This is a genomic window from Chloracidobacterium sp. N, from assembly GCF_018304765.1.
GTDB lineage: Bacteria > Acidobacteriota > Blastocatellia > Chloracidobacteriales > Chloracidobacteriaceae > Chloracidobacterium > Chloracidobacterium aggregatum.
Genome location: NZ_CP072642.1, coordinates 413,576 through 439,644 on the forward strand (window position 1 = coordinate 413,576; position 26,069 = coordinate 439,644).

The 26,069-nt window shown below is 59.9% G+C and carries 26 protein-coding genes and 1 tRNA gene; 9 read left to right on the forward strand and 18 right to left on the reverse strand.

The window, feature by feature from the left end:
* Window positions 1-13: 13 nt before the first annotated feature.
* From J8C05_RS01720 to purN, 7 genes are all read left to right on the forward strand, one after another.
* Window positions 14-556, forward strand: a complete 543-nt coding sequence (locus tag J8C05_RS01720; protein ID WP_211422508.1) for an AAA family ATPase — start codon at window positions 14-16, stop codon at window positions 554-556.
* A gap of 86 nt (window positions 557-642) precedes the next feature.
* Window positions 643-1,161, forward strand: coding sequence for a hypothetical protein (locus J8C05_RS01725; protein ID WP_211422509.1), 519 nt, complete (start codon window positions 643-645; stop codon window positions 1,159-1,161).
* 170 nt (window positions 1,162-1,331) lie between these two features.
* Window positions 1,332-3,032, forward strand: a complete 1,701-nt coding sequence (locus J8C05_RS01730) for an acyl-CoA mutase large subunit family protein (protein ID WP_211422510.1) — start codon at window positions 1,332-1,334, stop codon at window positions 3,030-3,032.
* Between the two features lie 34 nt (window positions 3,033-3,066).
* Window positions 3,067-3,765 (forward strand): response regulator transcription factor, encoded by a 699-nt coding sequence (locus tag J8C05_RS01735; protein ID WP_211422511.1) that lies wholly within the window; start codon window positions 3,067-3,069, stop codon window positions 3,763-3,765.
* A gap of 124 nt (window positions 3,766-3,889) precedes the next feature.
* Window positions 3,890-6,778 (forward strand): hypothetical protein, encoded by a 2,889-nt coding sequence (locus J8C05_RS01740; protein WP_211422512.1) that lies wholly within the window; start codon window positions 3,890-3,892, stop codon window positions 6,776-6,778.
* Window positions 6,775-7,212 (forward strand): YraN family protein, encoded by a 438-nt coding sequence (locus J8C05_RS01745; protein ID WP_211422513.1) that lies wholly within the window; start codon window positions 6,775-6,777, stop codon window positions 7,210-7,212. Before J8C05_RS01740 ends, J8C05_RS01745 begins: the two co-directional genes overlap by 4 nt.
* Window positions 7,209-7,847: a phosphoribosylglycinamide formyltransferase gene (purN, locus tag J8C05_RS01750; RefSeq protein ID WP_211422514.1), complete on the forward strand. Its 639-nt coding sequence runs from the start codon at window positions 7,209-7,211 to the stop codon at window positions 7,845-7,847. The genes J8C05_RS01745 and purN overlap by 4 nt, the downstream gene beginning before the upstream one ends.
* Here the strand turns inward: purN and J8C05_RS01755 are convergent.
* Window positions 7,826-8,560 carry a rhomboid family intramembrane serine protease gene (locus J8C05_RS01755; protein WP_211422515.1) on the reverse strand — a complete coding sequence of 245 codons (735 nt, stop codon included), beginning with the start codon at window positions 8,558-8,560 and terminating at the stop codon, window positions 7,826-7,828. The genes purN and J8C05_RS01755 overlap by 22 nt on opposite strands.
* A gap of 53 nt (window positions 8,561-8,613) precedes the next feature.
* Between J8C05_RS01755 and J8C05_RS01760 the strand changes: the two genes are divergently transcribed.
* Window positions 8,614-9,036 (forward strand): RidA family protein, encoded by a 423-nt coding sequence (locus tag J8C05_RS01760; RefSeq protein ID WP_211422516.1) that lies wholly within the window; start codon window positions 8,614-8,616, stop codon window positions 9,034-9,036.
* A 16-nt stretch (window positions 9,037-9,052) separates the two neighbouring features.
* Here J8C05_RS01760 and J8C05_RS01765 read toward each other — a convergent pair whose 3' ends face one another.
* The 6 genes from J8C05_RS01765 to J8C05_RS01790 all read right to left on the reverse strand — a co-directional run bounded on the left by J8C05_RS01765 (window position 9,053) and on the right by J8C05_RS01790 (window position 13,815).
* Window positions 9,053-9,883: an aldo/keto reductase gene (locus J8C05_RS01765; RefSeq protein ID WP_211422517.1), complete on the reverse strand. Its 831-nt coding sequence runs from the start codon at window positions 9,881-9,883 to the stop codon at window positions 9,053-9,055.
* Window positions 9,884-10,216: 333 nt separating this feature from the next.
* Window positions 10,217-11,755, reverse strand: a complete 1,539-nt coding sequence (locus J8C05_RS01770) for a hypothetical protein (protein ID WP_211422518.1) — start codon at window positions 11,753-11,755, stop codon at window positions 10,217-10,219.
* On the reverse strand, window positions 11,718-12,602 hold the full coding sequence (locus J8C05_RS01775; protein ID WP_211422519.1) for a site-specific DNA-methyltransferase: 885 nt from the start codon (window positions 12,600-12,602) through the stop codon (window positions 11,718-11,720). The genes J8C05_RS01770 and J8C05_RS01775 overlap by 38 nt, the downstream gene beginning before the upstream one ends.
* A 10-nt stretch (window positions 12,603-12,612) precedes the next feature.
* Window positions 12,613-12,828 (reverse strand): hypothetical protein, encoded by a 216-nt coding sequence (locus tag J8C05_RS01780; protein ID WP_211422520.1) that lies wholly within the window; start codon window positions 12,826-12,828, stop codon window positions 12,613-12,615.
* A 66-nt stretch (window positions 12,829-12,894) separates the two neighbouring features.
* Window positions 12,895-12,970 (reverse strand) — tRNA-Ile (locus J8C05_RS01785).
* A gap of 47 nt (window positions 12,971-13,017) precedes the next feature.
* Window positions 13,018-13,815, reverse strand: coding sequence for a YIP1 family protein (locus J8C05_RS01790; protein WP_211422521.1), 798 nt, complete (start codon window positions 13,813-13,815; stop codon window positions 13,018-13,020).
* A gap of 101 nt (window positions 13,816-13,916) precedes the next feature.
* Here J8C05_RS01790 and J8C05_RS01795 point away from each other — a divergent pair, with 101 nt between their 5' ends.
* Window positions 13,917-15,344, forward strand: a complete 1,428-nt coding sequence (locus tag J8C05_RS01795) for a cryptochrome/photolyase family protein (protein ID WP_211422522.1) — start codon at window positions 13,917-13,919, stop codon at window positions 15,342-15,344.
* Between the two features lie 51 nt (window positions 15,345-15,395).
* Here the strand turns inward: J8C05_RS01795 and J8C05_RS01800 are convergent, their stop codons facing one another.
* The 11 genes from J8C05_RS01800 to J8C05_RS01850 all read right to left on the reverse strand — a co-directional run bounded on the left by J8C05_RS01800 (window position 15,396) and on the right by J8C05_RS01850 (window position 26,020).
* Window positions 15,396-17,894 carry a TonB-dependent receptor domain-containing protein gene (locus tag J8C05_RS01800; RefSeq protein WP_211422523.1) on the reverse strand — a complete coding sequence of 833 codons (2,499 nt, stop codon included), beginning with the start codon at window positions 17,892-17,894 and terminating at the stop codon, window positions 15,396-15,398.
* Between the two features lie 169 nt (window positions 17,895-18,063).
* Window positions 18,064-18,624, reverse strand: coding sequence for a ribosome recycling factor (gene frr, locus J8C05_RS01805; protein ID WP_211422524.1), 561 nt, complete (start codon window positions 18,622-18,624; stop codon window positions 18,064-18,066).
* Between the two features lie 128 nt (window positions 18,625-18,752).
* On the reverse strand, window positions 18,753-19,538 hold the full coding sequence (gene pyrH, locus J8C05_RS01810) for a UMP kinase (RefSeq protein WP_058868134.1): 786 nt from the start codon (window positions 19,536-19,538) through the stop codon (window positions 18,753-18,755).
* Between the two features lie 137 nt (window positions 19,539-19,675).
* A complete protein-coding gene (tsf, locus tag J8C05_RS01815) occupies window positions 19,676-20,344 on the reverse strand; it encodes a translation elongation factor Ts (RefSeq protein ID WP_211422525.1) in 669 nt (222 codons plus the stop codon).
* Between the two features lie 70 nt (window positions 20,345-20,414).
* Window positions 20,415-21,200, reverse strand: coding sequence for a 30S ribosomal protein S2 (gene rpsB, locus J8C05_RS01820; protein ID WP_211422526.1), 786 nt, complete (start codon window positions 21,198-21,200; stop codon window positions 20,415-20,417).
* Window positions 21,201-21,392: 192 nt separating this feature from the next.
* On the reverse strand, window positions 21,393-21,788 hold the full coding sequence (gene rpsI / locus J8C05_RS01825) for a 30S ribosomal protein S9 (RefSeq protein ID WP_459543831.1): 396 nt from the start codon (window positions 21,786-21,788) through the stop codon (window positions 21,393-21,395).
* 120 nt (window positions 21,789-21,908) lie between these two features.
* On the reverse strand, window positions 21,909-22,475 hold the full coding sequence (rplM, locus tag J8C05_RS01830) for a 50S ribosomal protein L13 (RefSeq protein ID WP_246840717.1): 567 nt from the start codon (window positions 22,473-22,475) through the stop codon (window positions 21,909-21,911).
* Between the two features lie 249 nt (window positions 22,476-22,724).
* Complete coding sequence (locus J8C05_RS01835) at window positions 22,725-23,768, reverse strand: TerC/Alx family metal homeostasis membrane protein (RefSeq protein ID WP_211422527.1); 1,044 nt, start codon at window positions 23,766-23,768, stop codon at window positions 22,725-22,727.
* A gap of 16 nt (window positions 23,769-23,784) precedes the next feature.
* The gene (gene yajC / locus J8C05_RS01840; RefSeq protein WP_014098891.1) at window positions 23,785-24,090 is read right to left on the reverse strand and encodes a preprotein translocase subunit YajC; all 306 of its coding nucleotides are present in this window, start codon (window positions 24,088-24,090) and stop codon (window positions 23,785-23,787) included.
* A complete protein-coding gene (gene tgt, locus J8C05_RS01845; protein WP_211422528.1) occupies window positions 24,087-25,229 on the reverse strand; it encodes a tRNA guanosine(34) transglycosylase Tgt in 1,143 nt (380 codons plus the stop codon). The genes yajC and tgt overlap by 4 nt, the downstream gene beginning before the upstream one ends.
* Entirely contained in the window at window positions 25,226-26,020 is a 795-nt protein-coding gene (locus tag J8C05_RS01850; protein ID WP_211422529.1) for an SDR family NAD(P)-dependent oxidoreductase, read from the reverse strand. The genes tgt and J8C05_RS01850 overlap by 4 nt, the downstream gene beginning before the upstream one ends.
* Window positions 26,021-26,069 lie beyond the last annotated feature (49 nt).

Here is a 26,069-nt window from a genome sequence, read left to right on the forward strand (position 1 = left end):
CGGTTTGTACCGTATGCGCATTCACATCCCGCCACAGACACTTATCGCGCTGGCCGGCGCATCGGGTTCGGGAAAGACGACCTTTGCCCGGCGATGGTTTGCGCCAACCGAGGTGCTTTCCTCGGATGTGTTCAGGTCGCTGGTGGCAGACGACGAACGGGATCAATCGGCGACGGAAGATGCTTTCGAGGCGCTGTACCTCATTGCGGCGCGGCGGCTGGCGCGGGGGAAGCTGACCGTTGTGGACGCCACCCATGCGTATCCGTTCGCACGGATGCGGCTGCGGGAATTTGCCACGGCCCAGGGCGTCGAAGTGGTGTTGATCGTCTTTGACCTGCCGCTTGAAATCTGCCTGGCCGGCAACGCGGCGCGTCCGCACCGCCAGGTGCCGCCGGAAGTCGTGGCACAACAGCACGCGGCGTTGCGCCAGGCGCGTCCGGCCCTGGCCGCAGAAGGTTTTTCCTCCGTCGTCACCCTGGAAACCCCGGAGGCGGTGTCGGCTGTGATCGTGGTCCGTCAGCCGTCATCCGCTGGCGAAAACAGCGCCGGGACATGAGGGGGCCAGGTAGTCAGGGCAGGTAGTCGCTGTCGCCAGCCTGTGATAGCGTGCGCTGGAATGACCGACAAGTAGGGGGAAAAGGTATGAAAACCGTGAAGTTTGCGCCAGCGCTGGTGTTTGCGGCCGGACTGCTGACCGCCGCCTGTGGTGATGCGCCGCGCCCGGTGTCATCGAACGCTCCGGCGCCGGCGGCAGGTGGTTATGGGTCCGGCGCCCCGGCGACGCCACCACCGGCCGGGGAGACACCGGCTTCAGCGCCCAATGCGGCGCCCAGGTATGGCGATCCGGTGACGGATGAAAACTTCATCAAGTTACTCAAGCCGGAGACCATGGTCCTGGTTGAAAAGGTTCGCAAGTGCCAGAAGGATTACGAGGCGGCTCCGCAGAATGCCGCCCTCAAGCGCCAGCTCGTGGCCGCCAAGGTCGAATATGGAAATGCCCTGCGGGACCTTGGACAAGCCGGGCCGCGCATCTATTATCCGGCGGCGCTGCGGATGTACCGGCAGGTGCTTGCTCTGGATGCCGACAACAAAGAGGCGCTGGAAAAGAAAAAAGAGATCGAACTCATCTACCAGAGCATGGGGCGGCCTATCCCGGACTAGGGCCTGAGACCGGGGCACCGGAGATTTGGGCGGCACGTTGCCGCCTATCCAGCACTCGGATATAGTTTTCAGGCATGGTGCACACATGGTGGTTTTCGCCCTGCAAGACACTGGGGCAACCAGGAAGCCCGTGACCAGAAAGCCCGTGAAAGGCAAGAGGGGGTGGGGTAATGAGCGCCGCTTCAACAACAATATCCGCTGTCCACACTGAGCCGGACACCCTGCAAGCTGCGCAGGAGCGTTGGGAGTCCACGACGCTGGCCAGAACGCTGGCCAGGATGCCGGAAAGCTGTTCGGACTTCACGACGGTTTCACTGCGTCCGATTCAGCGGCTTTATACGCCCAATGACCTCCCGGATTTTGACTACGTCCGCGATCTTGGTTTTCCCGGAGAGTTCCCCTACACGCGGGGGATTCACGCCACCGGCTACCGGGGCAAGTTGTGGACGATGCGCCAGTTTGCCGGATTTGGCTCGCCGGAGGATACGAATCAACGGTTCCGGTATCTGCTGGAGCAGGGGCAAACCGGATTGTCAGTGGCGTTCGACCTGCCGACGTTGATGGGGTACGACGCCGACAGCCCCTTTTCGCTGGGCGAAGTCGGCAAGTGTGGGGTCTCGGTGTCCAGCCTGGCCGATATGGAAACCCTGTTTGCCGGGATTCCACTCGAAAAGGTGACGACCTCGATGACCATCAATGCGCCCGCCTCGGTCATCTTTGCCATGTTCATCGTCACGGCCGAGAAGCAGGGGGCAGATTTGCGTCAGGTCTCCGGGACGCTCCAAAACGACATCCTCAAGGAATACATTGCCCAGAAAGAATGGATTTATCCGCCCCGCCCGGCGATGCGGCTGGTAACGGACAGCATTGCCTTCTGCGTCGAGCGCATGCCGAAGTTCAATCCCGTGTCCATTTCGGGCTATCACATTCGGGAAGCCGGCGCGACGGCCGCGCAGGAACTGGCCTTTACCCTGCGGGACGGCATTGAGTACGTCCAGGCTTGCATCGAAGCTGGTCTCAACGTGGATGACTTTGCCCCCCGGCTTTCGTTTTTCTTCAACGCCCACAACGATTTCTTTGAGGAAATCGCCAAGTACCGCGCAGCGCGGCGGCTCTGGGCGCGCATCATGCGTGAACGTTTCGGGGCGCAGCAGGAACGTTCCTGGATGCTCCGCTTCCACGCGCAGACGGCCGGCTGCACGCTGACGGCCCAGCAGCCGTACAACAACGTCGTGCGGGTGGCCATTCAGGCCCTGGCGGCCGTTCTGGGCGGCACGCAGTCGCTGCACACCAACTCGCTCGATGAAACCCTGGCGCTTCCCTCGGAGCAGGCGGCGACCATTGCCCTCCGTACGCAGCAGATCATTGCGCATGAAACCGGTGTCACCAATACCATTGACCCCCTCGGAGGGAGCTACTTCGTCGAAAAGCTGACCAACGACCTGGAAGCTGAAGCCCTCGATTACATCCGCCGGATTGACGCCATGGGCGGTATGGTGGCGGCCATTGAGGCCGGTTTTCCCCAGAAGGAAATTCAGGAAGCGTCGTACCAGTACCAGAAAGTTGTGGACAGCCGTGAAAAAATCATTGTCGGGGTCAATGGCTTTACCCAGTCGGAGACCCAGGAAGTGCCGCTGCTGTTGATTGATGAGCGCGCCGAGCAGGCCCAGCGCGAACGGCTGGCAGCGCTCCGGGCGCAACGTGACAACGCCGCGGTCAAACGTGCTCTGCAGGCGTTAGCCGAAGGGGCCCGCACCAATGCCAACACCATGCCGCTCATCATTGAAGCGGTGCGCACCTATGCCACCCTGGGTGAAATCTGCGACTGTCTGCGACCGGTCTTTGGTGAGTATCAGGAACCCGCATTTTAGTCCCATTCGTTGACACCTCAAGAAGGCACTGGCTATGGCACACATTCTTGTAATTGACGATGAGCCGGACGTGCGTTTGGCAACCGTGATGGCACTCAAGCACGGTGGACACACCACGGTTGAAGCCGATGGGGGGCTTCCTGCCATGCGCTTGTTGCAGCAGCAGGGGCCCTTTGACCTCATCGTGTGTGATGTGATGATGCCCGGAATGACCGGCCACGAAGTGTGCCAGCTCGTGCGTCTCAATCAGGCAACGAAGAACATTCCCTTTATTTTCCTGAGCGCCAAGCGGGACACCGACGAGCGTCTGGAAGGTATTGGCCTCGGCGCGGATGATTATCTGGGCAAGCCCTTTGCGCTGGAAGAACTCCTTATTCGCGTCAACAGCGTCCTGGCCCGGCACCAGGCGATGGTCGCTGGACGGGCAACGCCGGACCCACTCCAGCAAGTCACCCTCGCCCAGTGTATCGATCTGGTGGTACGGCACAAACTGAGCGGCAAGTTGAACGTCCTGATCAAAAGTGACTTGGGCGACAAGGCTCCCCTTTCGGGGGCCATCTTCTTCGAGGGGGGGCATGCTGTTCATGCCAAGCTCGAAGACCGGCTGGGTGAAACCGCCGTGCGGGAAATTCTGGCTTCGCCACTTCTGATGTACTCGTTTGAAGCCTATGAAGTGGCCGACCAGATTACGATGGCCATGGATATTACGCGGTTGATCAAGCGACACGGGTAATCCGGGGGCAGCCGGGTAACTCTGCCAGCGTGGGTTGCAGGCGACCCGGCGGGTGTGGTCGTATGACTCTCCCTGCCGGCATGCCTTTCCCTGCACCTTCGTCACCTGCAGGTTGGGTTTCTCTATGGAGCGGACTTCTCCAACCACGGTTCCGCCGGCGGTTGCGTCTCGGCAAGCGCCGTCAGGGGAGTTGCCGTCCACGCCGCCAACCCTCGATGAAATCGAGCGTGAACTCAATGAGCGTCTGAGCCGGCTTGGCCTGCCGACGCTGGTTTCGGGGGATGCGGCGGCGGCTCGCGAAACGGCTCCACTGCGGGGGGAAGCCGGACGCGCCACGCAGGTCCTGAATCTGAGCGAGTTGCGGACGGCGCTGCGCCAGCAGGTGCGGATTGCGGAAATCAAGGATCAGATTGCCGTCGTCATCGCTGATTGGCATCGGGAGCAGTTCCGCACCGGCGAAATTCGCATCGCCGAGTTTGAGGTTCGCGCGGCCGACATCCTGCTCCCCTATTGCCGTGAGTTCATTCCCAACTTTCCGCCTGCCATGCGGCCGGTTGAACTGGCCGTGGACCTCAACCTGGAAACCATCCTTCGTGCGACGCTGCCACGGGGACAAAACCAGGAGCTGACCCACGAGGTCATCGAACGATGCGCGGTGCAGGTGCTTCAGTCCCTGCTCCGGCATCCGCTCATTCCACAGATGGCGGCCGACCGCGCCGAAGTCAGCCTGCAGACGACGGTTCTCAAGGACAAAAACGGCACCGCCGTGTACTCACCTTCGGATGCCGCCTACCTCAAGCGCCTGATCGAGGAGCAAAACCTGCTGGATCGGGAGGGTGAAATTGGCTTGCTGGCCATGCTCATCAGCGCCCGCAAGTGGCAGAAAATCACGGATGACACGCTGTTTTCCGCCGCCGTGGAATACACCCTTGAAGCCCTGGCCAAACGCCGTGGTATCCCTACCATCCAGGTACGCAATCAGGGACCCGATCATCCCGTGGCCTACATCCTGGGTGAGTACATTCAGCATCACCTGTCCGGGTCCCTCGAAGGTCAGATTCACTTCGTCGAAAACTTTCTGACGGTGACGGCCAACGCCCTCGCCGAGGACGGCTCCCGGTTCGTGGACGCCGTTCGACAGGCTTACCTGCCGTTGCTCCGGGAAATTTTCTTCAATCTGTTTCCAGAAGTCCTCCACCGCTTTCTCCACAGCTTCGAGCGGGAGTTTCTGGGATCGTCCATGACATTGCGCAGCAAGCTTTTTCTGCTCAAGCGGGTTGGGGACTTCTGTGAGCTGACTTTTTACTGCCACGACGCGATACGAAAGTTTGCCACCCCGACCGGCGACATCTATGCCGTCGAGCGGCTGACGGAAGGCACAGCCCACTTTGCCCGGCGCAACGGGCTGCCGCTGGCCGACGGCATGGATGTCTTCAATCAGCGCAATACCCTGGCCGAACTGCTCATCAGCGCCATCAAGCACCGGCGCTCCCTGTTCCCGGCTGCGGATGGCACGGCAGAACTCCGGCTTCACTCCGAAAACCTGATGACCGGTGACCTGCTCAACTGTCTCAACCACCTGCGGCGGGCGTTTGACTGTGACTATGCCCGGGCGCGGGAAAACAACTATGAGCACTACCTCCACTGGCGGAGCCTGGTGCTCGAATGGAGCCGCACCTACGTCCGGCTTCTCACCGGACGGACGCCCAACGATGTCGAACAGTATCACCTGGACGGGCTGGCCGCCTGGCACATCGAACAGGAGCTTTCCTTTACCAAGGTCAGTTTTCCCCTGATGCTCTACACCAACCGGGAAGCCGGACTGTCCAGCCTGCCCACCATGCGCCAGCCCCAGGACATTCTGAAAGAAGCATTTTTGCGGTTCTGGCGGGCCTTTCACATCAGCATTCTCACCCGCGCCCAGGAGCACGCTGATCTGGAGGAGCAAATCTTTTCGGGCGAAACCTCGGCCCGGCATGCCGCACGGGTGTCGGTGGATGATCTCGGCAAACGGGCCTTTCTGGCGCGAAGCGACTTGCCCATGGCGACCTACACTTTTGAGCGTCTGGCGCAGCACGTCACGCCCCAGACCCACGATGTGGCGGTGCTCACCCAGTCCATCGAAATGGCGCTCGAACTCGGAAGCCAGGCCTACACCTACGAAGAAATGGTGGCCGCGCGAACCTGCCTGCGGCGCATCCAGCGGCGACTCGATGACCTGCTCGTGCTGGGCGAGACCGAACGCGCCGAGTACCGCTCCCGGCTGCCCGCCCTGATTCGCGATCTCGACCGCCGGGAACCCATCCGTCTGGCCTCGTCTCTGGTGGCGCTGGCCGATCTGGAAAATCCAGACCTGACGGACGAGCGGGTGCTGACCGAGTGGAAAGCCTTGGAGACGACCATTCAGCGTCTCAAGCAGATTTCGGTGGCGCTGCTGATGGTGCGTTCCCGGGCGGAACTCCGGGCGCTGGCCCGGACCTTCGGTGAATGGTACGCTGCCTTGCCGGAAAGCACCGAGCCACCCGAGCGCCGCACCTACACGCAGCGGTGGCAGGACATCCAGGAACTGGCCCGTCTGAGCTGGCCGGCGTGGCTCATCCGCCGCTGGTTTCTGCATCTGGTCTGGACGCTCCAGTGTGTGATCTCCGTACCGGACTGGCAGCCGCCGGACACCTACCTGCTCGAAGACTTTCTGGGACTCGACACCCCGCCGGTACGTCTGCGTGACCAGGAAATGGTGCTCGCTTCCTATCCGCCGCCGAAATTGGCGCAACTGGTGAAACAGCTCCAGGAAACCCTGACCGAACGCCTTGCCTCTGCCGGCGGCGCCTACTACACCCATGAGGAGCGGGCCCTGCTCGAACGGCGGCTGCAACGTCTTGAGCAACTGACCCGCCGTTCCCCATGGAAGGCTGCCCTGACCCGTTGGACCTACATCGTCCTTCGGATGCTGGTGTCTCCCTTTCGCCGCGCGGCATCCCCTGCGAAGGAAAGCCATCCGCAACGCTCATGAGGCTCCTGAAACTGCTCGGCTTTTCTGAAGCAACACCTTCCGAAACGAACCGTCAAAGCCTCGGTCAACAGGGTGAACGCCTGGCCGCGCGCTTTCTGACCCGGTGCGGTATGCAGGTGGTGGCTTACAACGTACGGGTGCCGGTTGGACGGACCCGGACCGGTGCGCGCGTCTATGGCGAACTGGACATCGTGGCCTTCGATGGGCCAACGCTGGTGTTTGTCGAGGTCAAGACCCGGACAACAACCGACTTCACCACGCCGGAAAGCGCCATCACGCCCCGCAAGCAAGCCCGGCTGGCGCGTGCTGCCCGACGTTACCGCACCCTCATTGGCCCGTTTGACGCGCCATACCGCTTCGACGTGGTGAGCATTGTTGCTGCGCCGGGTGCACAACCGACCATCCGACTTTTCAGGGACTTTTTCCGGCCATGAGCGAACGTCCAGGTCTTGTCGTCCTGATTTCCGGGCGTGGGTCGAATTTGCGGGCCTTGGCCGAAGCCATCCGGCAGGGGCGTCTCCGGGCCTCGTTGGCGGCGGTCATCAGCAACCGCGCAGATGCCCCAGGGCTGAATTTTGCCACGGAGCAGGGAATCCCAACGCATGTGGTCTCGCACGTCGGGTTGTCGCGCGCTGAGCACTCAGCCGCTTTGCTTGAGGTCATCCGTCCCTATAACCCCCGGTTCATCTGTCTGGCCGGCTTTATGCGGTTGTTAGCTCCGTCGTTTATCCAGGCTTTCCTACACCGCGTTGTCAACATTCACCCGTCGTTGCTTCCGGCTTTTCCCGGTCTGGACGCCCAACGTCAGGCGCTTGACTATGGTGTGAAAGTCTCCGGCTGTACGGTCCACCTCGTGGACGAGGAACTCGACCACGGCCCCATCGTCATGCAGTCGGCCGTGCCGGTCCTCGATGACGATACGCCGGAAACCCTGGCCACGCGCATCCTGGCCGCCGAGCACAAAACCTACCCGGCGGCTATTGAGCGATTGCTGTACGAACCCTGGACACTGGAAGGACGCCGTGTTGTCTTTCAGTCGGCACAGGGTCAGTCGTCCCAGGGAATATAGGCTTCGTAGTACGGGATTTGACGCGGCGGAATCCGGCGGGCAAACAGCCAGACCAGTGTCAAACCGGTCACAAAGCCGCCGATATGCGCCCACCAGGCTGTGCCGCCGCTCTGCGCCGTTTCAACGCTCAGCGTGGCAATGCCGGAAGCCAGGTTTTGCAGAATCCAGATACCGAGAAACACCCAGGCCGGGACTTCAAAGGTGTAGAGCAGGATGAAAATCGGCACCAGAACCAACACACGCGCATGTGGGTAGAGGCAGATGTAAGCACCCAGTACGCCGGCAATGGCGCCGCTCGCGCCGAGGCTTGGAATGTGGCTGGTTGGATCGGAGACAATGTGCGCCCCGGAGGCCGTAAGACCACACAGCAGGTAAAACACCAGGTACTTGATGTGCCCCATGCGGTCTTCGACGTTGTCGCCGAAAATCCACAGGTACAGCATATTCCCCAGAAAGTGAAACCAGCCCCCGTGCAAAAACATCGAGGTAAACAGGGGAATGATGAGATCAGAAAGCTCGATGCGGCCCTGATTGTAGGGGCTGAAGTAGAGAAAGTATTCGTAGGGCTGGACGGCAAACTGGTAAAAGAACCGCTGAAGTTGCCGTTCGGTCAGCAGCAGCTCAAAGGCAAACGCCCCGGCATTCGCCACAATGATGCCAAGGGTGACAAATGGGAAGCGGCTCGATGGCACGTCATCGTGAATCGGAATCATCGGGCGTGCTTCTCCCTGCGTTCTGTCAGTGTGACACCGTTTGGGAAAACCTTATGGAAAGCCATAACATTCTGCTTCACGGACTGGCCCGTCCGCGGGCGAACTATCCCCATGCGCGGCGGGTCGGGAATTTCATTTTTGTCTCCGGGCTGTCGTCGCGGCAGCCGGACGACTCGATTGCCGGCATGACCCGCACACCCGACGGGCGCATCATACGTGACATTGCCCGGCAAACCGAAGCTGTCATTGAAAACCTGCGGCTTGTCCTGCAGGCGGCCGGAGTTGACCTGGCGCAGGTGGTGGATGTGACCGTGTTTCTGGTGGACATGGCCGACTACGCGGCGTTCAACGCCGTGTATGACCGCTACTTTACGGCTGAAACCGGCCCGACCAGAACGACCGTGGCCGTACGCGAGCTGCCGCATCCGGATTTGCTCATCGAAATAAAAGCCGTGGCCTCTGTGCCTGCGCCCTAGTGCCGGTGCGGTTGGGCTATGAAGTCAGGTCGGAGACGAGGCGTGCCAGCCAGGGTTGCCGGTGATGCTCCCGGACGGCTGCTCCAATCCGCTTCATCCACTGGAGTTCGGCTTCTGACATCGGGCCGCGGTCAAGGGCGGTAAAGGCGGCTTCGAGTTCCTGGGCGTCTTTCGGCCCGGCCAGGCAGACATCGACATTTGGGTTGGTTAGTACAAAACGGTAACAGTCAGCCGCAGTCGGCGTCGGTTCGCCCTTTGGTGTCAGGCGCGCATCGAGCAGCGAGCCCCAGCGCGTGGCTGTGTAAGCCACCACACCTACCCGGCGCTGGCTGAGGTAGGGAAAGACTTCGGTTTCAGCGCCGGGATGCGCGGCGTTGTACCGCACCATGATGGCATCGAACACCGGCTCACCGATGAAGGCTTTGAACATCTGCCGCTCGTGGCAGGAGATCATAATCGAACGTACCCGGCCGGACTCTTTGAGCCGCAGGGCGGCGTCGCGGATGCGGCGCGGCGGCATGTCATTCCACCAGCCCAGCAGCAGAACGTCGGCGTAGTCGGTGTCAAGTTCCCGCAGGGCGGATTCGAGCGCAGGCTTCATCAGAAAACCGACGCGGGTGTACGTCTGCACGACGATGACGAGCCGTTCCCGGTCGCGCGCTGCCAGACGGCGGATGGCCTTGCCAAAGTCAGGGCGCTGGATCGAACCCCAGTAGAGGTAGTTGATGCCGCGTTCGTAGGCGGCTTCGACCTCACGGCCGCCAATACCGTAGCTCGAACCAAGCCCAATCCGGCTGACCTGCAAGCCCGTGCTGCCGAGCGGTACGCTTTCCAAAACCGATGCCATCGTTTGCTGGGTGTCGGATGCGCCAAAACCGGACCCAGGACCGGACCAAGGCGCAGTCTGAAGAAGTGGTGGGACTTGCAGGATTCGAACCTGCAACCAACGGATTATGAGTCCGTCGCTAATGCACTATGCTTGGCAAAATCAAGCACAGGCGAGTGTGAGCTAAAGAACAAAAAGCTAGTTGCCACAGTAGCTTAGTGCCAACAGCACCGAAAGCCTGCTGCTTTGCCGCTTGGCCCTGAGCCTTGACTTTGGCTCCAACGCCTTGATGAAGTGGATGTTAGATCGGACACTCATCCCCAATCAAACACGTTGACGCAAGCATCTTTGCGCTTATCTCACCATGATGAAACCGCGCTGAGATAGAGCTTCGATGTCCGCAGCAAATGTCTTTTGATCAGAAAAGTCATCGCGCAGCTTTCCTGCACTTTGGGTCACTATTGTGAATAGGTCGTCCCTTTCCAGACCAAAGAACGCTCCGTACCCGGGAACCAAGACCTTGTCACCCGATGTCGTAGTAACTGATTGCATATCTTGCCCATGAAGCGATAAGACATCAAGCAGCAGGTATTGTCGCACAACTTCCCGGCGGTCAGGGCGCAAGTCCAACTTAGTGCCACGCTTCTGGATGAAACTGTGACTGATTGCATGCGCTAAAGCCCGATGCACTTCAGCCTCCCGGTACTCCTGCTTCACGAGGGCTTCCCCAGTCTCTTGCTCATCACCTGATGACAGGACAATGGCATGCTCGATCTCAAGAGGGGTCACAAAGCCTAAGACCTGCAACTCCCGGCGCAGACGAATGGGGGCACTCCGAATCTGGGTGAAAGAGTGCGTGGTAGGCATCTTCAGAATCTTGCGCAGGTCACCATTCAGCGATGAGAAGTAACCAGCACCGTCCACATACTCTATGAATCGGATACCTTTGAATTTCTGCAATATGTGATCACGGGAATTCTTGGTCTGGTCAATATTCTTATGGGATACGCTACCTGAGTCGCCTGCATAGAACTGACTTTGTATCAGAATCCGGTTGTTCCACTCTTGGTGCCATCCAGGCGTCTTGTATGGTAAGACAAAATCATAGGCACGGGTTTTTTCGTTTGGCCCTTGCCCGTCGCTATCCACGATCACGTCAGTCGTGTTGAAATCTACTTCAGAAACCAAACCCCAACTTTCGAGATAACTTCGGAGAATAGTCTCTGGTTTGTGCCCACCTGATGCACTGACTGAACCGCGCACCTTGAAGATCACGATAGGAGAAAGCAGATTGCGCTCGTAACCCTTTCCAAGGCTTTTGAGTGCGTAGTAGCTGAAACCAAGGCTCCAGAACTGGCGTATGGCATCTTCGTCCATCAGCAGGAACGACACAAACTGTTCCAGCAACCGTGATTTCTCAGCACTATTTTCAATGGCAGTGACCAGTTCCACAAAGTCATCACTCTTGATTGTACGCGGAAGCGGACTTTGCTCAATCACAACGGATCTTTTGCGACGTTTCAAAGATGGGAAAGTGTTCCACTTGGCCACGTCACGCAGGAACAATGGGAACTGACACTTGGAGTTATTGTCAGACTTGCCAGTGACCAAGTAAAGCGTCGAGGCTAGGCACTTGAAGAGTTCGGCTTGTTCAGCGTCGGAACGTCCATTAGCGAGTTGCGCGAAGCTTTGCGCGATAGCGCCAGGTGTACAGCGATGCTCATCCTGAAAATTGTTGGTTGCTTGCCCGAGTTCCTCGAAGGTTCGCGTAACACGGGCGAGCTCCTCCTTGAACTTTTCAGTATCAGGTATTTCTCCCAGAGACGGGGTAATCCAGATGTCAAATTCTTTAAGATCACGCTGCAGGTTGGGGGCAGGGATTGGTAGCTTCATGCGTTGTTATCACTTTGAGCAGGCGGGTGATTTCTGCTGCAATATCCAGCCGCTCGATACCAATACGTTTCTCGACTAGCTTCGTGTATTCTTCGGAGGCGTCGCACAGGATTGCTCGGAAACCACGCTCCTTTGCAACTACTCCCGTTGTTCCCGAGCCACACATCGGGTCAAGAATCAGTCCTCCTTCTGAAACAGTCATTTGCAAAAGCTGGTCATAGACCTTAAGTGGCTTTTGCGATGGGTGTCCAGTTTGCTCATCACGCCCAACAAAGCCGACAAGTAGTGGTTGCTCAATTACATCAGCAGGTGAGTGTTCAAGGACGCTGGTAGGACCCGGCATGTACCGCAGCTTCCCTTTTTCTTTGAGGGCGCGTTGTTTCTCATTTAGAAAACGCTCTGGATACATTGCCGCACCAGGTTTAGCCAGATGCAAACAAGCATTCTGACTGGATCGCCAGCCTCGAATGACAGAAGGATTGTTCTTGTAGTACCAAGTCAGCCAGCAAACAAGCTCAAGTGGCTTTGGAATTCGTTCAACAAATGGCGCAACAATCTCCGGGAAACCCCAAAAATAAACATGCTTGGATACGTTTCCAGACTGACGGATGATATCGAGGAAAAACAGCAGATAATTATCCTGTACTCCTCCAAAGCCTTTGTTGTACCAAGGATCAAGCATCACTGTGTCGAAGTGGTAATCTAACAAACACGCCAGCGCCAGAGTCTGTTTCACATCTTGTGGCGGCAGGATCGCAACGCCGTCATGCGTTAGGGCATCGTCAATGATGTTTTTCACACCAGCGATACCTTGCAGCGTGGATAACTCAGCAATGACCTGGTTCATCTCCACCTCGTTATTTTTCAGTTGCTTGTGTAACTACGCTAACGTGTCTGTAAATCGTGGTTTCAAGCACACTGCACTGGATCGAACCCCAGTAGAGGTAGTTGATGCCGCGTTCGTAGGCGGCTTCGACTTCACGTGCGCCAATGCCGTAGCTCGAACCAAGCCCAATCCGGCTGACCTGCAAGCCCGTGCTGCCGAGCGGTACGCTTTCCAAAACCGATGCCATCGTTTGCTGGGTGTCGGATGCGCCAAAACCGGACCCAGGACCGGACCAGGGCGCGGTCTGAAGAAGTGGTGGGACTTGTAGGATTCGAACCTACAACCAACGGATTATGAGTCCGCTGCTCTGACCGTTGAGCTAAAGTCCCACGCCGGAAGGAAATCGTAACGTGCGCGGCCAGCTCCGGCAAGTCATTCACTTCCCGCCAGTCACCAGTGCGAACACCACCGAACCCAGCAGCCCCAGCAGCCACAAACTGCCGGGAATGATGGCCATCTGCTGGGGTGTCTTCCGGTAGGCCACTGCCGCCAACCCGATGGCCATCAGCACAATGAACCACAGGGAGAAAACATCCACCCAACTCACTGCCGCGAGCATCCAGCCCGGCAAGGATTCAGGAAGCAGCGGCGCCGGATTGCTGATGACGAAACTGCCCCGCGCCTTGAGAATCTGCTCAGCATCCGGCGGACGCAGGAGGATGATGAGGATGTTAAGCACGTACTTGACGCTCTCTGTGGCATAGGTCGCGTAGGCGGTGACGGAGAGCACCTGCCGGAACGTGGCCTGACCGCGCGCAAGCAGCATGCCCAGGTAGTACACTCCCGCCAGCGCCAGGGTCGCCAGGACGCTAACGCCAATCCCGATGAGCGGAGCAAAACGCTGGAGTCCGGCGCTGAATTCAATGCCCTGTTCAAACTGGCGCTGTTCAGCATCGGAAAGATCACTCCACCGCTTGCCCTGACTTTCGAGCTGGCGCTCAATGGCCCGGCGGGCAACTTCTTTGGGATCAACCTTGACCCAGACGGTGAAAAACACCGAAAACCCGGCTGTCAGCAACGCCATGACCAGTATCGGGGCCAGGAAGTCAGGTTGGTGGCGCAGCGCCGCAAACACGGTGCCAGGCGTGAAAAACATGCCCGTCAGCCGTTGCCAGACGGTTGCCGGAACCGGGTGCGCTTCTGCGCCGGGAGAGTGTTCATTGGCATCCTGCATGCTCGGACGTGCTCCTTTGGACGTGCGTTTTGTTTCGCAAGCCACGGCGTGCGACAAGTGGCTTCTGCCAGAGTGTCGTTCCCCCATCCACCGACGACACCATGACCAAACGCATTCTCTGTTGGTTTCGGCGCGACCTGCGCCTGGACGATAACACGGCTTTGCTGGCGGCTTACGCTGCGGCGGAAGAAGTTGTTCCGGTGTTCATTTTTGACGACGCCATCCTGTCCCGTCCTGACACTGGCGCCGTGCGCGTGGCGTTTTTGCTGGAAAGCCTCCGCAACCTGGACGAAAACCTGCGCGCGCGCGGCAGCCGATTGCTTCTCCGCCGTGGCCGGCCGGAGCATGTGCTGGCGCAGCTCGTCACGGAAACGGCCGCCAGCGCCGTTTATTTCAACCGCGATGTGGAACCGTTCGCCTTGGTGCGGGATGCCCGTGTGCGGGCGCATCTGGAAGGACGGTGCGCCGTCGAAGGCTTCGACGATGGCGGACTCACCGCACCGGAAGCCGTCAGAACCAAGGCCGGAACGCCCTACACAGTTTTTACGCCTTACAAACAAGCTGTTCTGGCACAGGCTGTTCCGCGTCCCCGCCCGGCGCCGGCGGCGCTCAGGACGCCGGCCGATGTGCCGGGCGACCCATGGCCATCGCTGACAGACCTCGGTTTTACCACTTCGGTCAGTTTGCCGCCGGGTGGAGAAACCCCGGCTCAGGCACGGTTGCACGACTTCATACAAAACGGACTGGCTCGCTATGCCACCGAACGCGATGTTCTTTCCGCTGAGGGCACATCCCGGCTGTCGCCCTATCTGCGGTTTGGCTGTCTGTCACCACGCCGCGCCTACTGGGCGGCGCGGGAAGCTGTCCCGGAAGGCTCGCCCGGCGTGGAAAGCTGGATTGCCGAACTCATCTGGCGCGACTTTTACCGCCAGATTCTGTTCCATTTCCCCCATGTCGAAAGCGGCGCATTCCGGCGCGCCTACGATGACCTGGCCTGGGAAAACAATGCGTCCTGGTTTGACCTCTGGTGTCAGGGAAAGACCGGTTTTCCAATCGTGGATGCCGCCATGCGCCAACTGCTCACGACCGGCTGGATGCACAATCGGGCGCGCATGATTGTGGCGTCCTTTCTGACCAAAGACCTGCTCATTGACTGGCGATGGGGCGAGCGGCACTTTATGAAACATCTCGTGGATGGCGATCTGGCGGCCAACAACGGCGGCTGGCAGTGGGCGGCTTCGACGGGCACCGATGCCCAGCCGTACTTCCGCATTTTCAATCCAACCGCCCAGGGGAAGAAATTTGACCCAACCGGGAGTTACGTCCGACGTTATGTACCGGAACTGCGCGCCGTGCCGGACCGCTGGATTCACGAGCCAGCCCAGATGCCTGTGGAGGTGCAGCGGGCTTTTCGCTGTGTCATCGGCGTGGACTACCCGGCGCCGCTGGTTGACCACGGCCGCCAGCGTGTCAAGGCACTGACCATGTTCGGACGCTTCGCCAGCCCGGAAAAAAGGCCGGGCAGGTGAGGACGTGGGCGGCGACACCTGCCCGGCCGTTCTGCCCGGATTCGGAAAAACCTAGAAGTTCAACCGGAAGCCGGCCTGCACCAGCCGTGGTGGCCCGGGCAGGATGCCTCGCACGCGGTCGGCGATGTAGAGCCGATCGGTCAGGTTTTTCGCCGTGATGAAGAAGGTCGTCCGCCACTGCTCGACGCGGTAGTTGGCCGTGGCATTCCAGATGGTGTAGGCCGGAAGCACGCCAAGCTGCCCGTTGGCAAACACGGATGGGTTCACCGGCGAGGTCGGGCGCAGGTTGAGGTCATCGCCAAACTGTTCTCCGACGTGGACGGCTTCCATCTGTACGTCAAAGCCTTTGGGATGGGCATACCCGAAAGCGCCGGTGAACATGTGGCGGGGCGTGTAGGGAATCCGGTTTCCCGTCACCAGCACGTTCGTAAAGCCCGAAACACCGCTGAAGCGGCGGCCCTCGAAACGGGCATCACCGACGAAGGTGTAATTGACCCGTGCAAAGACATTGTGCGCCGACTTGAACAGCAGTCCGCTGTCAATCCGGCCAAACAGTTCCAGTCCCTGATGGAGCGTCTTGCCGCCGTTGGTCAGGGTTGAGCCGACGCCGCCGGCCAGACTGGCCGGCACAATCTGGTTCGAGAAGTCCATGCGGAAGTAGGAAGCGTCGAGGCGGATACCCTGCACCGGAACGCTGCGGATGCCAACTTCCGTGTTCCAGCTCAGCTCCGGGTCAAGATCAACGACGCCGCCCGTGTTGGAGATGATGTCTTCCGTGCGCGGCGGGGCAAATCCCCGGTGAATGCCGGCAAAAATGGTCGCCCGCTGCTGGATGTTGTACGAGGCGCCAATGCCCGGCACCACCTGCGTCAGGACGACTTCACCCCGTGCGCCCAGCCCGTTGTTGGCCAGACGGTTGGCCCGCACAAAGGAAACCCGCTCCACCCGCACACCGGGCGTCACGGTCAGGTTGCCGAAGATGAAGCGATTCTGGATGTAGCCGGAAAAGGCATCGTTGCCGCGAAAGTTGTTTTCGACCGTGACGCCGGTACGCGCCGTTGGCGTCGAGCCGTTGATTTGCCGCCGCTCCTGGTTCTCGCGGTGATAGCGAAAGCCGGTGTCCAGCTCATTGCGCAGCCGCCCGAATCCAAAGCTGGCGCGCACCTGTGGCGTGACGCCGAAGGTGTAGTAGCTACGTACCCGCCCTTCGTTGCCGCACGTCGTAAAGAGATCGATCATGCCACGACAGCCGCCAACGCCGATGCGATTGGGGCGCTGGGCCGAGTTGCTCGACTGCCGCCACCAGGCCCGGTCGAACGTCGAGCCGTAGATGCTCGTCGTCAGCAGGATGTTCTGGTTGACGACAAAGCTGTGCACGGCGGCGGCCCCGAACCGTCTGAAATCCGTGGCATCGTTGCGAAACGGATTCTGGCGTGGATTGGCCTGGTATTCGTCAAGGCGCAGTCCCGAATAGGTCAAACGCGAGTCTTCATCGTAGTAGTTGGCCTTGAACGTCAAGACCTGCCGCGCGCCGAAGGTGGAAACCGACTTGAAGTTGAAGTCATAGACGCCGCTGCGCGTGTTGTCCCGCGCCCCTTCACCCTGCTTGCGCATGAAATCAAGAAGAAAGCCCGTGTTTCCGAGTTTCCACCCGTAGGTGATGAGTCCGTTGAAGTAGTCACGGTTGCCGCCCACGAGCAGGAGCGACCCACTCGGCGTATCTGGCGGATTAGGTGTGATGTAGTTGATGACGCCGCCAACCGTAACCGGGCCGTAGAGAATCTGTCCCGATCCTTTGACCACTTCAATGGTTTCAAAGCGTTCGATGGGTGGATGGTAGTAGGAGGCGTTGTCGCCATAGGGCGCAAAGGCCAGCGGCAGCCCGTCTTCAAGCAGCAGTACCTTCGTCGAGCGCGTCGGATTGAGTCCACGGATGCCGATGTTGGGGCGGAGGCCGAAGCCTTCCTCGTCCCGGACGTGGATGCCGGGCAGCTTGCGCAGCGCCTCGTTGGCGTTGAAGACCCGGCTGAGCTGCAAGGTGCGCTCGTCGAGAATATCCACCGTGCCGGGGATACGGTTGAGGGATTCGCTCGTCCCGACGATGCTGTTGATGCTGACGATGATGTTTTCCGCCAGCGGCGAAATATCAAGCGAAACGGTGACGGAAGTGACTTCGCTTCCGCTGACTTTGACGATTTTCGTACCTGCCTGGTACTGCTCGCCTGTGACGGTGATTTCGTAGTCACCGGGCGTCAACTGGTCAAACCGGAATTCGCCGTTGGCATCGGTTTGAGCCGTCTGGACGGTGCCGGCGGTCAGCCCCCGCAGCCGCACGGTAGCGCCTGCCACAGGCGCATCGGCTACTGTCACGGCGCGCCCGGCAATGGCCGGCTGCGTCGTTGTCGAGGTTGTCGGGGGCGTTTGAGCCGCCGTGAAGCCGATGGAAGTCAGGATGATTGAACTGATCAGGGAAAGCTGGAGCAGGAAGTACCAGTGGACGCCCGACTGCCAGGGGCGTGCCGGCCGGATACATAGGGCAAGGTGGTTCATTGTGCCATTCCTCAAACATTGGTTGTGCTGCTACGCCAAGGGCCGGAGCAGCGTCTGGTCCTTATGGGGTGCTCCAATGTAGATAAAATGATAATCATTTTCAATAAAAAAGAAGCCAACACCGGGACGTGCCTGTTGCCGGTGCCTGGCGGACAGGAGTGGGTCCAGATCAGACGCGCATGAGTTCTTCTTCCTTGGCTTTGGCCAGGTCGTTGAGCTTGTGTGTGAAAGCGTCAGTCTGTTTCTGGATTTGTTCCAGGGCGACCTTATGCTCGTCTTCCGAGATGAGTTTTTCCTTGAGCAGTTTTTTGACCTCTTCGTTGGCATCCCGGCGGATGTTGCGCAATCCCGTGCGGTGCTCTTCGGCTGTGTCACGGACGGTGCGTGCCAACTGTTTCCGGCGTTCTTCCGTCAGCGGTGGAATCGGGAGGCGGATGATCTTGCCGTCGTTGGAGGGCGTGATGCCAAGGTCAGATGACTGAATGGCGCGCTCGATAGCGCCCAGCAGGGAGGTGTCCCATGGCTGGACGGTGATGAGGGCCGCTTCCGGGGCGCTGATGTTGGCAAGCTGGTTGAGCGGCATCACCGTGCCGTATGACTCCACCTGGATGCCATCCAGCAGGTTCACCGAGGCGCGTCCGGTCCGAATGGCGCTGAACCGCCGGCGGGCGTCTTCGAGGGTGGTTTCCATGCGCGCTGTCGCTTCTTTGACGATGTCCTGAATGGTCATGCGGATTCCTCATTCCAAATGTTGTTTACGGATGCCTGTTTTCCGTGCCTGCTTCCATAGTGCCGGTTGCGAGCGCCCGGTCCGTCAAGGCTGCCGTCACAAACTGGGGACGCCTGCCGGATGAGCGCCTATGATGCACAGGCAACCGCCGTCGGCGGCGCGGCACTGACCAGTGTCCCGATGGATTCGCCGGTGACGACGCGGTAGATGTTGCCCTTGGTCAGCAGGTCGAAAACGATGATGGGCAGGTGGTTGTCCTTGCACAGGGCAATGGCTGAAGCGTCCATGACGTTGAGGCTCTGTTCCAGTACCTGCTGGTACGTCACATGGCTGTACCGGCGCGCCGAGGCATCCTTCGTCGGGTCGGCCGTATAGACGCCATCCACTTTGGTGGCTTTCAGGAGGACTTCAGCCTTGATTTCACAGGCGCGGAGCGCCGCTGTGCTGTCTGTGGTGAAAAAGGGACTGCCGGTGCCGGCGGCAAAAATGACGACCCGCCCCTTTTCGAGGTGGCGCACGGCGCGGCGTGGGATGAACGGTTCCGCCACCTGCCGCATTTCGATGGCCGACACGACACGAGTCGCCACGCCGAGCTGTTCGATGGCATTTTGCAGCGCCAGACTGTTGATGACCGTGGCGAGCATCCCCATGTAATCCGCCGAAGCGCGGTCCATCCCGGCGGCGCTGGCTTCAGCGCCCCGCACGATGTTGCCACCTCCAACCACCAGCGCCAGTTCAACGCCGAGCTGGTGAACATCCCGCACCTGCTCGGCAACTTCCTGAACGGTGACGGGATCAATGCCAAACCCCCGTTGCCCTTCGAGAAACTCTCCACTCAGTTTGAGCAGAACCCGTTTGTAAGCTGGCGCCGGTGTCAGTGGGGAGGGCAAGGATGAGGCTGGCGTGGCGTTCATACTGGCTCCGAAAGGCGACTCCATCGGAGTCGGCGGAAGTACCCGGCCGCAGGCATCCGGCGGCGCAGACGGGAGCTGCCTGGCGGGAATACCAGGCGCGCAAGAAAAACGCCCCATCCGGGATGGGGCGTTGGGGGTCATTGTTTGGCCGTCATTGCGGCCACTTCGCTGGCGAAGTCATCGGATTTCTTTTCGATACCTTCACCCATCTTGAAGCGCACGAAGCGGCGAATGCGGATGTTTTCACCCGTTTTGGCAATGAGCTGCTTGACCAGCTCCGCAACGGTAACGCCCTGATCCTTGACGAAGGGCTGTTCGAGAAGGCAGGTCTCCGCGCGAAACTTTCCAAGCCGGCTTTCAATGATGTTTTCGATAATATGGGCTGGCTTGTTGGCCGTCTTGGGATCGGCAGCGACCTGCGCCCGCGCAATTTCGCGCTCTTTTTCGAGCACTTCCGCCGGGATTTCCTCGGCTGAAACATACTCGGCGTTGAGCGCGCAGATTTGCAGGGCGATGTCGCGCACGAACTCCCGGAAGTCCTCGCTGCGGGCCACGAAATCCGTTTCGCAGTTGACTTCAACCAGAACGCCGATGCGCCCGCCGGTGTGAATATAGGCTTCAACCAAACCTTCAGCCGCTACCCGTGATTCCTTCTTGCCCGCAATGTGCTTGTTGCGTTCACGCAGAATGGTAATGGCTTTTTCTTCATTGCCCTGGGCTTCTTCCAGGGCTTTCTTGCATTCCATCATGCCGGCTCCGGTTTTTTCCCGGAGAGCTTTGACTGCTGCTGCGCTTACATCTGCCATGAATGCTTCCCCTCAACGGAAATATCGGTGGCAACCATCAGCCGGATCATCGGTTGCCCACCGGATGACCTCAGGCTGGTACGGCTTCCGCCGCAGACACAACCGGGGTGGACGTGGTGGGGGGCGTCGCCCCGGCGGGGGCATCGGCGCCGCTCATCTCGGACTTGCCGCCGTCTCCCTTTTCGATCCCCATCGTGCGGCCTTCGATGACCGCATCGGCAATCTTGGCGCTGATGAGACGCACCGAGCGCAAAGCATCGTCGTTGCCCGGGATGACATAGTCAACCCCAAGCGGGGAACAGTTTGTATCCACGAGAGCGACGACTGGAATTCCTAAGCGGTTGGCCTCAGCAATGGCAATTTCCTCTTTCTTGGTATCAATGACGAAGAGTGCCTGGGGGAGGCGGTTCATCGTGCGGATACCCGAAAAGTTCCGTTCGAGCTTGGCAAACTCTTTCTCGACGCGCAGGATTTCCTTCTTCGTCAGGGATTGGTAGCGCCCGTCCGTACGCATCGCTTCCAGCTCACGCATGCGCTTCATCGAACGCTGGATGGTCTGGAAGTTGGTCAGCAGTCCACCCAACCACCGCTGGTTGACATACGGCATGCCACACCGGGTGGCTTCCTCCGCGATGGCGTCCTGGGCCTGGCGTTTCGTCCCCACGAAGAGCACCGTCCCGCCCTCAGCCGCCGTTTGTCCGATGAACCGGACCGCCTCACGCAGCAACCGCTGGGTCTTCTGGAGATCAATGATGTAAATGCCATTGCGTTCACCGAAGATGTACTCCTTCATCTTCGGATTCCACCGCCGTACCTGATGCCCGAAGTGAACTCCGGCTTCGAGCAATTCCTTCATAGTGACTGCAACTGCCACTCACGACCGCCTTTCTCTACAAGCCTTGGCTTGTGTTGTGGATGGTTTGTGTACTTGCCACGCACGCCCCCGGCGGCAACTGGGTCGCCGGCGGAACACACCCGCTGCGTGGCAATGAAATACCAGTGTCAGCCGCCCATGACCGACGCTGACCGGCCACAGACTGGCTGTAGCTTACCGTTTCGAGAACTGGAAGCGCTTGCGCGCACCTTTTTGTCCGTACTTCTTGCGTTCCTTCATGCGGGGATCGCGCGTCAGAAAACCGGCTTTCTTCAGGCGGCGACGCAGTTCGACATTGAAATGGAGCAGCGCCCGCGCAATCCCGTGCCGGATGGCGCCGGCCTGGCCCGACACGCCACCGCCGGAAACACTGACCAGCACATCGAACTTGCCCAGCGTCTCCGTGACCTGAAGCGGCTGGCGGATGATCATCCGCAGCGTCTCATTCGGAAAGTAGCCTTCAAAGGTGCGTTTGTTGACCGTGATGTTGCCGTCGCCCGGACGCAGATACACCCGCGCCGTGGCGGTTTTGCGGCGACCTGTCCCATAGTATTGAATGAGCATCCCCACGCTTGACTTACCTCATCAACTTCAAATCACAACCGTTGTCTTCATTCCCACTGTTACGCTTTCCCTCTGCGCCCGGACGCCCTTCCGATCACGCCGGAAGCTGCCCCGGGGCCGCGCACCTCACAAGGCGCGCAGGGTGTCGAGCGCCAGCGGCTCCGGGCGCTGTGCCTGGTGTGGATGGTTCGGGCCGGCATAGATGCGGAGCTTTTTGGCCATCTGGCGGCCGAGCTTCGTCTTCGGCAGCATCCCGACAATGGCATGCTGCAAAATACGGGTCGGAAACCTGGCCAGCAGGTCCTTGGCGGTCATCTCCCGCAATCCGCCGGGGTAGCCGCTGTGCCGCCGGTAAAGTTTCTGGTTCCACTTGTTGCCCCGGAAGACAACCTTCTCGGCATTGATGACAATCACGCCGTCGCCCATGTCCATGAAGGTCGTGTACCGGGGATGGTGCTTGCCCATCAGGATTGGGGCAATCTGCGATGCCAACCGCCCGACGGTCAGCCCCGTGGCATCCACGAGAAACCACTTGCGCGCCGGTTCGGGCAACGGGCCCTTGGGCACGAAGGTCTGCCCGGTGTACGCCTTTTGTGGACGGCGACGGACGGCCGTTTTCGGCGAGCTGCTCGCCGTGGGGGTGGACTCAGCGGACGCCGCCGCCTGCGTTGTTTCGGATGTCGGTTCACTCATGACAGCTTGAATGCGCTCCTCACAGCAGCCTCATGCCCTTTGTCATCCAGCCTGATACGATCCGGGACAATGCGCTGAAACAGCGCACATCACACCCTTGGGATGCTCCACGGCCGGAAGCAAAGCGAACGACTAGACTACGCAACTCCCGGCTGAGCTGTCAAGGGCAGGCGTTCCCAAGCCACGGGACGGGCCATCCCGGCCGGATGAGGCCACGTCGTTTCAGGAGACGCGCGGGAGAGGCCCGGCTCAGGAAACCTCGCTGCCGACCCGTTTGCGCTTTTCCAGCAGGGACGCCCCAACCCCCAGCGCCAGCAGACCCAGAACAACGCTCAGGCTGACCAGCGGCGGCAGGTGAAACCAGTCAAAAGCCAGCGCCAGCATCTTGATGCCGATGAACAGCAGGATGACAAATACAGCTTTGTCGAGGTGAACAAGCATGCGCTTGGCTGCCGCCACCAAAAAATACATCGAGCGCAAACCAAGCACGGCAAAGATATTGCTTGTATAGACCAGGAAGGCATCCTGCGTGACCGCAAAAATCGCCGGTACGCTGTCGAAGGCAAACATGATGTCCGAGGCCTCAATCACCACCAGGCACAGAAAGGCCGGAGTCAGCGCATGGTAGTGCCGCCCCTGCCCATCCGTGACCCTGGTCAGGAAGCGCCCGCGATCAAGCTGTGTCGCAATCCGGTTGGGAAAAAACTGGCGCAGGAAGCGGACAGCCCAGTGGTTGGTGTAGTCCGTTTCCTCTTCGGTCGTGTCCTTCCGCCCGGCGCGAAAGAGGGCATACACCGACCACAGAATGACCAGGCCGAAACCAAAAAAGACCACGCGCTGGAGTTCGATATGCCAGCCGAAGATGGTCAGTGCCCCCAGCGCCTGCGCACCAAACAGCAGCCCGACGCCCAGTCCGATGAAAATGGCACGGAAAATCAGCGCGCCAATGATGCCCCAGTACAGAATCCGGTGGTGCAGATACTCTGGAATGGCGAAGGCGGAAAAAATCGCCAGAAAGACGAAGAGGTTATCTACGGCCAGGGATTTTTCGAGGGCATAAGCCGTCAGAAACAGGATGGCGTCGTCCGTGCCGCGAATCGAGGCCACATAGCCGGCAAAAGCCAGCGAGACCGCCACCCAGATGCCCGACCAGGTGGCTGCCTTGAGCATTGAAACCGGCCGGTCCGTTTTGCCGGAAGCCAGATCAACCCAGAGAAAGCCGATAACAAGCGTAATGAAAACAACAAAATGAACCGGATGGGTGGTGGCCGCCGACGCCAGGTGGGGCTGCATTGAAGGTCAGCTTTCGTTACTTGTTGGGCTGGTCACGCAGGCCGATGATGGCATTTCTGGAAAATTCAATCTTGACCGACGGCGCGACGAGCAGGTGCAGAGTGTTTTCTTTCTCGTTGATGCCGGCCACGGTTCCGTAAATCCCGCCTTCGGTAACAACCCGGTCGCCGTTCTTGAGGTTGTTGCGCATGGTTTCGAGTTCTTTCTGGCGTTTCTGCTGGGGACGGATCACCAGAAAGTAAAAAATGGCGACCATCGCCAGAATCGGAACAAGCTGGATGAGAAAACTTCCTCCACCACCCTGTGCCAGGACGATGTTCATGTTGAAAGAGACTCCTCGGATGAAAGCTGCCGACGGTGGAAGTCAGCCCGGAAGCGGCCGAACCCGCCCTGTTCCAGAGCGTGCCGAATCTGCCGCATCAGGTCAAGATAGTGATACACGTTGTGATAGGTCGCCAATACGGAGGCGAGGATTTCTCCCGTCCGCAGCAGGTGCGCCAGATAGGCCCGCGAGTACCGCCGGCAGACCGCACAGGTGCAGTCCGGGTCAAGCGGTTGTTCATCGCGGACGTAGCGCGCATTGCGCAGGTTGAGCCGGCCGGTCGTGGTGAACACCGTGCCGTTGCGCGCGTGGCGTGTGGGCATGACGCAGTCGAACATGTCCACCCCGCGCGCCACGGATTCAACCAGGTCGGCCGGCGTCCCCACGCCCATCAGGTAGCGGGGCTTGTCCGCCGGCAGGCGCGGCGCGATGAACTCCGTCGTGTCGTACATCAGGTGTTTTTCCTCGCCAACGCTGAGGCCGCCGATGGCATAGCCCTCAAAGCCAATCTCCAGCAGTCCCTCTAGGGAACGGGCGCGCAGTTCCGGGTACACACCGCCCTGCACAATGCCAAACAGCGACTGGCGCTCCCGGTCGGCGTGGGCGTCGAAGTACGTCCGGCACCGCCGCGCCCAGCGTTCGGTCAGTTCGAGTGAGCATTGCACCTGTTCAGGCGAAGCCGGATAGGGCGGGCACTCATCGAAGGCCATGACGATGTCAGAGCCGAGCGCAATCTGAACCTCCATGGAGACTTCCGGCGACAACAGCAACCGTGCGCCGTCAAGGTGGGACCGAAAGGTGACGCCTTCCTCGCTGATGGTACGCAACTCGCCCAGTGAGAACACCTGATAGCCGCCGCTGTCGGTGAGAATCGAGCGCGGCCAGCTCATAAAGCGGTGCAGACCGCCCAGTTCCCGGATGACCTCGTGGCCGGGGCGCAAAAACAGGTGATAGGTGTTCGCCAGAATGATGCGCGCATCCAGGGCTTCAAGCATGTCCTGGGTGAGCGCCTTGACGGTGGCCGCCGTCCCGACGGGCATAAACACCGGCGTTTCAATGACGCTGCGGGTCGTCGTAATCCGCCCCCGCCGCGCTGCCGTCCCGGCATCACTGGCCAGTAGCTCAAAGCGCAGACTCATCGCGCTTTCATGATGTTGCCGGCAATGCGGGCGGCAATGTCACGTGGCACAAACCGCGTCGCCTGTGACAGCAGGCTGTTGGCCAGTCCTGACACGACGGAACTGCTCCGCCGGCGGATGCCGGCAAAGGCGGCTTCAACGACTTCTTCCGGCATCTGGGCGCGGCGGAGCATGTCGCGGGCCGTGCCTTCGGCGACCTGCGCCGTGTCGAAAAACTCCGTTGCCGTGGCCCCCGGGCACAGCGCCATGACGAGCACGCCCTCGTCCCGGCATTCCTCGTGCAACGCCTCGGAAAAGCTCAGCACATAAGCTTTCGTAGCCGCATAAGCGCCCAGATAGGGCACCGCCTGGAAGGCGGCCGTCGAGGCCACGTTGACAACGACGCCCTGCCGGCGCGCCAGCATTCCCGACAGGTAGCGATGGGTCAGCTCGGTCAGGGTGACAATGTTGAGCTGAAGCATCTCCAGGTTGCGCTTGAGGTCGGTTTCCACAAACCGCCCTCCAATGCCAAAGCCGGCGTTGTTGATGAGACCATCCACCTGGAGGTTCAGCCGTTCGGTTTCCTCAAAGACTTCCCCGGCTGCTTCCGGCAGGCTGAGGTCTTTGGCCAGCACATCCACGGTGATGCTGTGCTGCTTGGCCAACTCGGCGGCCAGGCGCTGGAGCTTGTCTTCCCGCCGCGCCACCAGCATCAGGTTGGCTTTTTCCCGCGCAAAACGCCGGGCAAAGGCTTCTCCAATCCCAACTGAGGCGCCGGTGATGAGTACCGTTTTGCCCGCCCACGTCTCCATGTTGCATATCCTTCCAGCCAGTCAGAGTCGCTCGGTTTGAGCCTGTGCG

What these genes read in the sequence shown, in the direction of transcription:
- J8C05_RS01720 (WP_211422508.1), top strand. Translation starts at nt 14, where the DNA reads ATGCGCATTCACATCCCGCCACAGACACTTATCGCGCTGGCCGGCGCA.
- J8C05_RS01725 (WP_211422509.1), top strand. Translation starts at nt 643, where the DNA reads ATGAAAACCGTGAAGTTTGCGCCAGCGCTGGTGTTTGCGGCCGGACTG.
- J8C05_RS01730 (WP_211422510.1), top strand. Translation starts at nt 1,332, where the DNA reads ATGAGCGCCGCTTCAACAACAATATCCGCTGTCCACACTGAGCCGGAC.
- J8C05_RS01735 (WP_211422511.1), top strand. Translation starts at nt 3,067, where the DNA reads ATGGCACACATTCTTGTAATTGACGATGAGCCGGACGTGCGTTTGGCA.
- J8C05_RS01740 (WP_211422512.1), top strand. Translation starts at nt 3,890, where the DNA reads ATGGAGCGGACTTCTCCAACCACGGTTCCGCCGGCGGTTGCGTCTCGG.
- J8C05_RS01745 (WP_211422513.1), top strand. Translation starts at nt 6,775, where the DNA reads ATGAGGCTCCTGAAACTGCTCGGCTTTTCTGAAGCAACACCTTCCGAA.
- purN (WP_211422514.1), top strand. Translation starts at nt 7,209, where the DNA reads ATGAGCGAACGTCCAGGTCTTGTCGTCCTGATTTCCGGGCGTGGGTCG.
- J8C05_RS01755 (WP_211422515.1), bottom strand. Translation starts at nt 8,560, where the DNA reads ATGATTCCGATTCACGATGACGTGCCATCGAGCCGCTTCCCATTTGTC.
- J8C05_RS01760 (WP_211422516.1), top strand. Translation starts at nt 8,614, where the DNA reads ATGGAAAGCCATAACATTCTGCTTCACGGACTGGCCCGTCCGCGGGCG.
- J8C05_RS01765 (WP_211422517.1), bottom strand. Translation starts at nt 9,883, where the DNA reads ATGGCATCGGTTTTGGAAAGCGTACCGCTCGGCAGCACGGGCTTGCAG.
- J8C05_RS01770 (WP_211422518.1), bottom strand. Translation starts at nt 11,755, where the DNA reads ATGAAGCTACCAATCCCTGCCCCCAACCTGCAGCGTGATCTTAAAGAA.
- J8C05_RS01775 (WP_211422519.1), bottom strand. Translation starts at nt 12,602, where the DNA reads ATGAACCAGGTCATTGCTGAGTTATCCACGCTGCAAGGTATCGCTGGT.
- J8C05_RS01780 (WP_211422520.1), bottom strand. Translation starts at nt 12,828, where the DNA reads ATGGCATCGGTTTTGGAAAGCGTACCGCTCGGCAGCACGGGCTTGCAG.
- J8C05_RS01790 (WP_211422521.1), bottom strand. Translation starts at nt 13,815, where the DNA reads ATGCAGGATGCCAATGAACACTCTCCCGGCGCAGAAGCGCACCCGGTT.
- J8C05_RS01795 (WP_211422522.1), top strand. Translation starts at nt 13,917, where the DNA reads ATGACCAAACGCATTCTCTGTTGGTTTCGGCGCGACCTGCGCCTGGAC.
- J8C05_RS01800 (WP_211422523.1), bottom strand. Translation starts at nt 17,894, where the DNA reads ATGAACCACCTTGCCCTATGTATCCGGCCGGCACGCCCCTGGCAGTCG.
- frr (WP_211422524.1), bottom strand. Translation starts at nt 18,624, where the DNA reads ATGACCATTCAGGACATCGTCAAAGAAGCGACAGCGCGCATGGAAACC.
- pyrH (WP_058868134.1), bottom strand. Translation starts at nt 19,538, where the DNA reads ATGAACGCCACGCCAGCCTCATCCTTGCCCTCCCCACTGACACCGGCG.
- tsf (WP_211422525.1), bottom strand. Translation starts at nt 20,344, where the DNA reads ATGGCAGATGTAAGCGCAGCAGCAGTCAAAGCTCTCCGGGAAAAAACC.
- rpsB (WP_211422526.1), bottom strand. Translation starts at nt 21,200, where the DNA reads ATGAAGGAATTGCTCGAAGCCGGAGTTCACTTCGGGCATCAGGTACGG.
- rplM (WP_246840717.1), bottom strand. Translation starts at nt 22,475, where the DNA reads ATGAGTGAACCGACATCCGAAACAACGCAGGCGGCGGCGTCCGCTGAG.
- J8C05_RS01835 (WP_211422527.1), bottom strand. Translation starts at nt 23,768, where the DNA reads ATGCAGCCCCACCTGGCGTCGGCGGCCACCACCCATCCGGTTCATTTT.
- yajC (WP_014098891.1), bottom strand. Translation starts at nt 24,090, where the DNA reads ATGAACATCGTCCTGGCACAGGGTGGTGGAGGAAGTTTTCTCATCCAG.
- tgt (WP_211422528.1), bottom strand. Translation starts at nt 25,229, where the DNA reads ATGAGTCTGCGCTTTGAGCTACTGGCCAGTGATGCCGGGACGGCAGCG.
- J8C05_RS01850 (WP_211422529.1), bottom strand. Translation starts at nt 26,020, where the DNA reads ATGGAGACGTGGGCGGGCAAAACGGTACTCATCACCGGCGCCTCAGTT.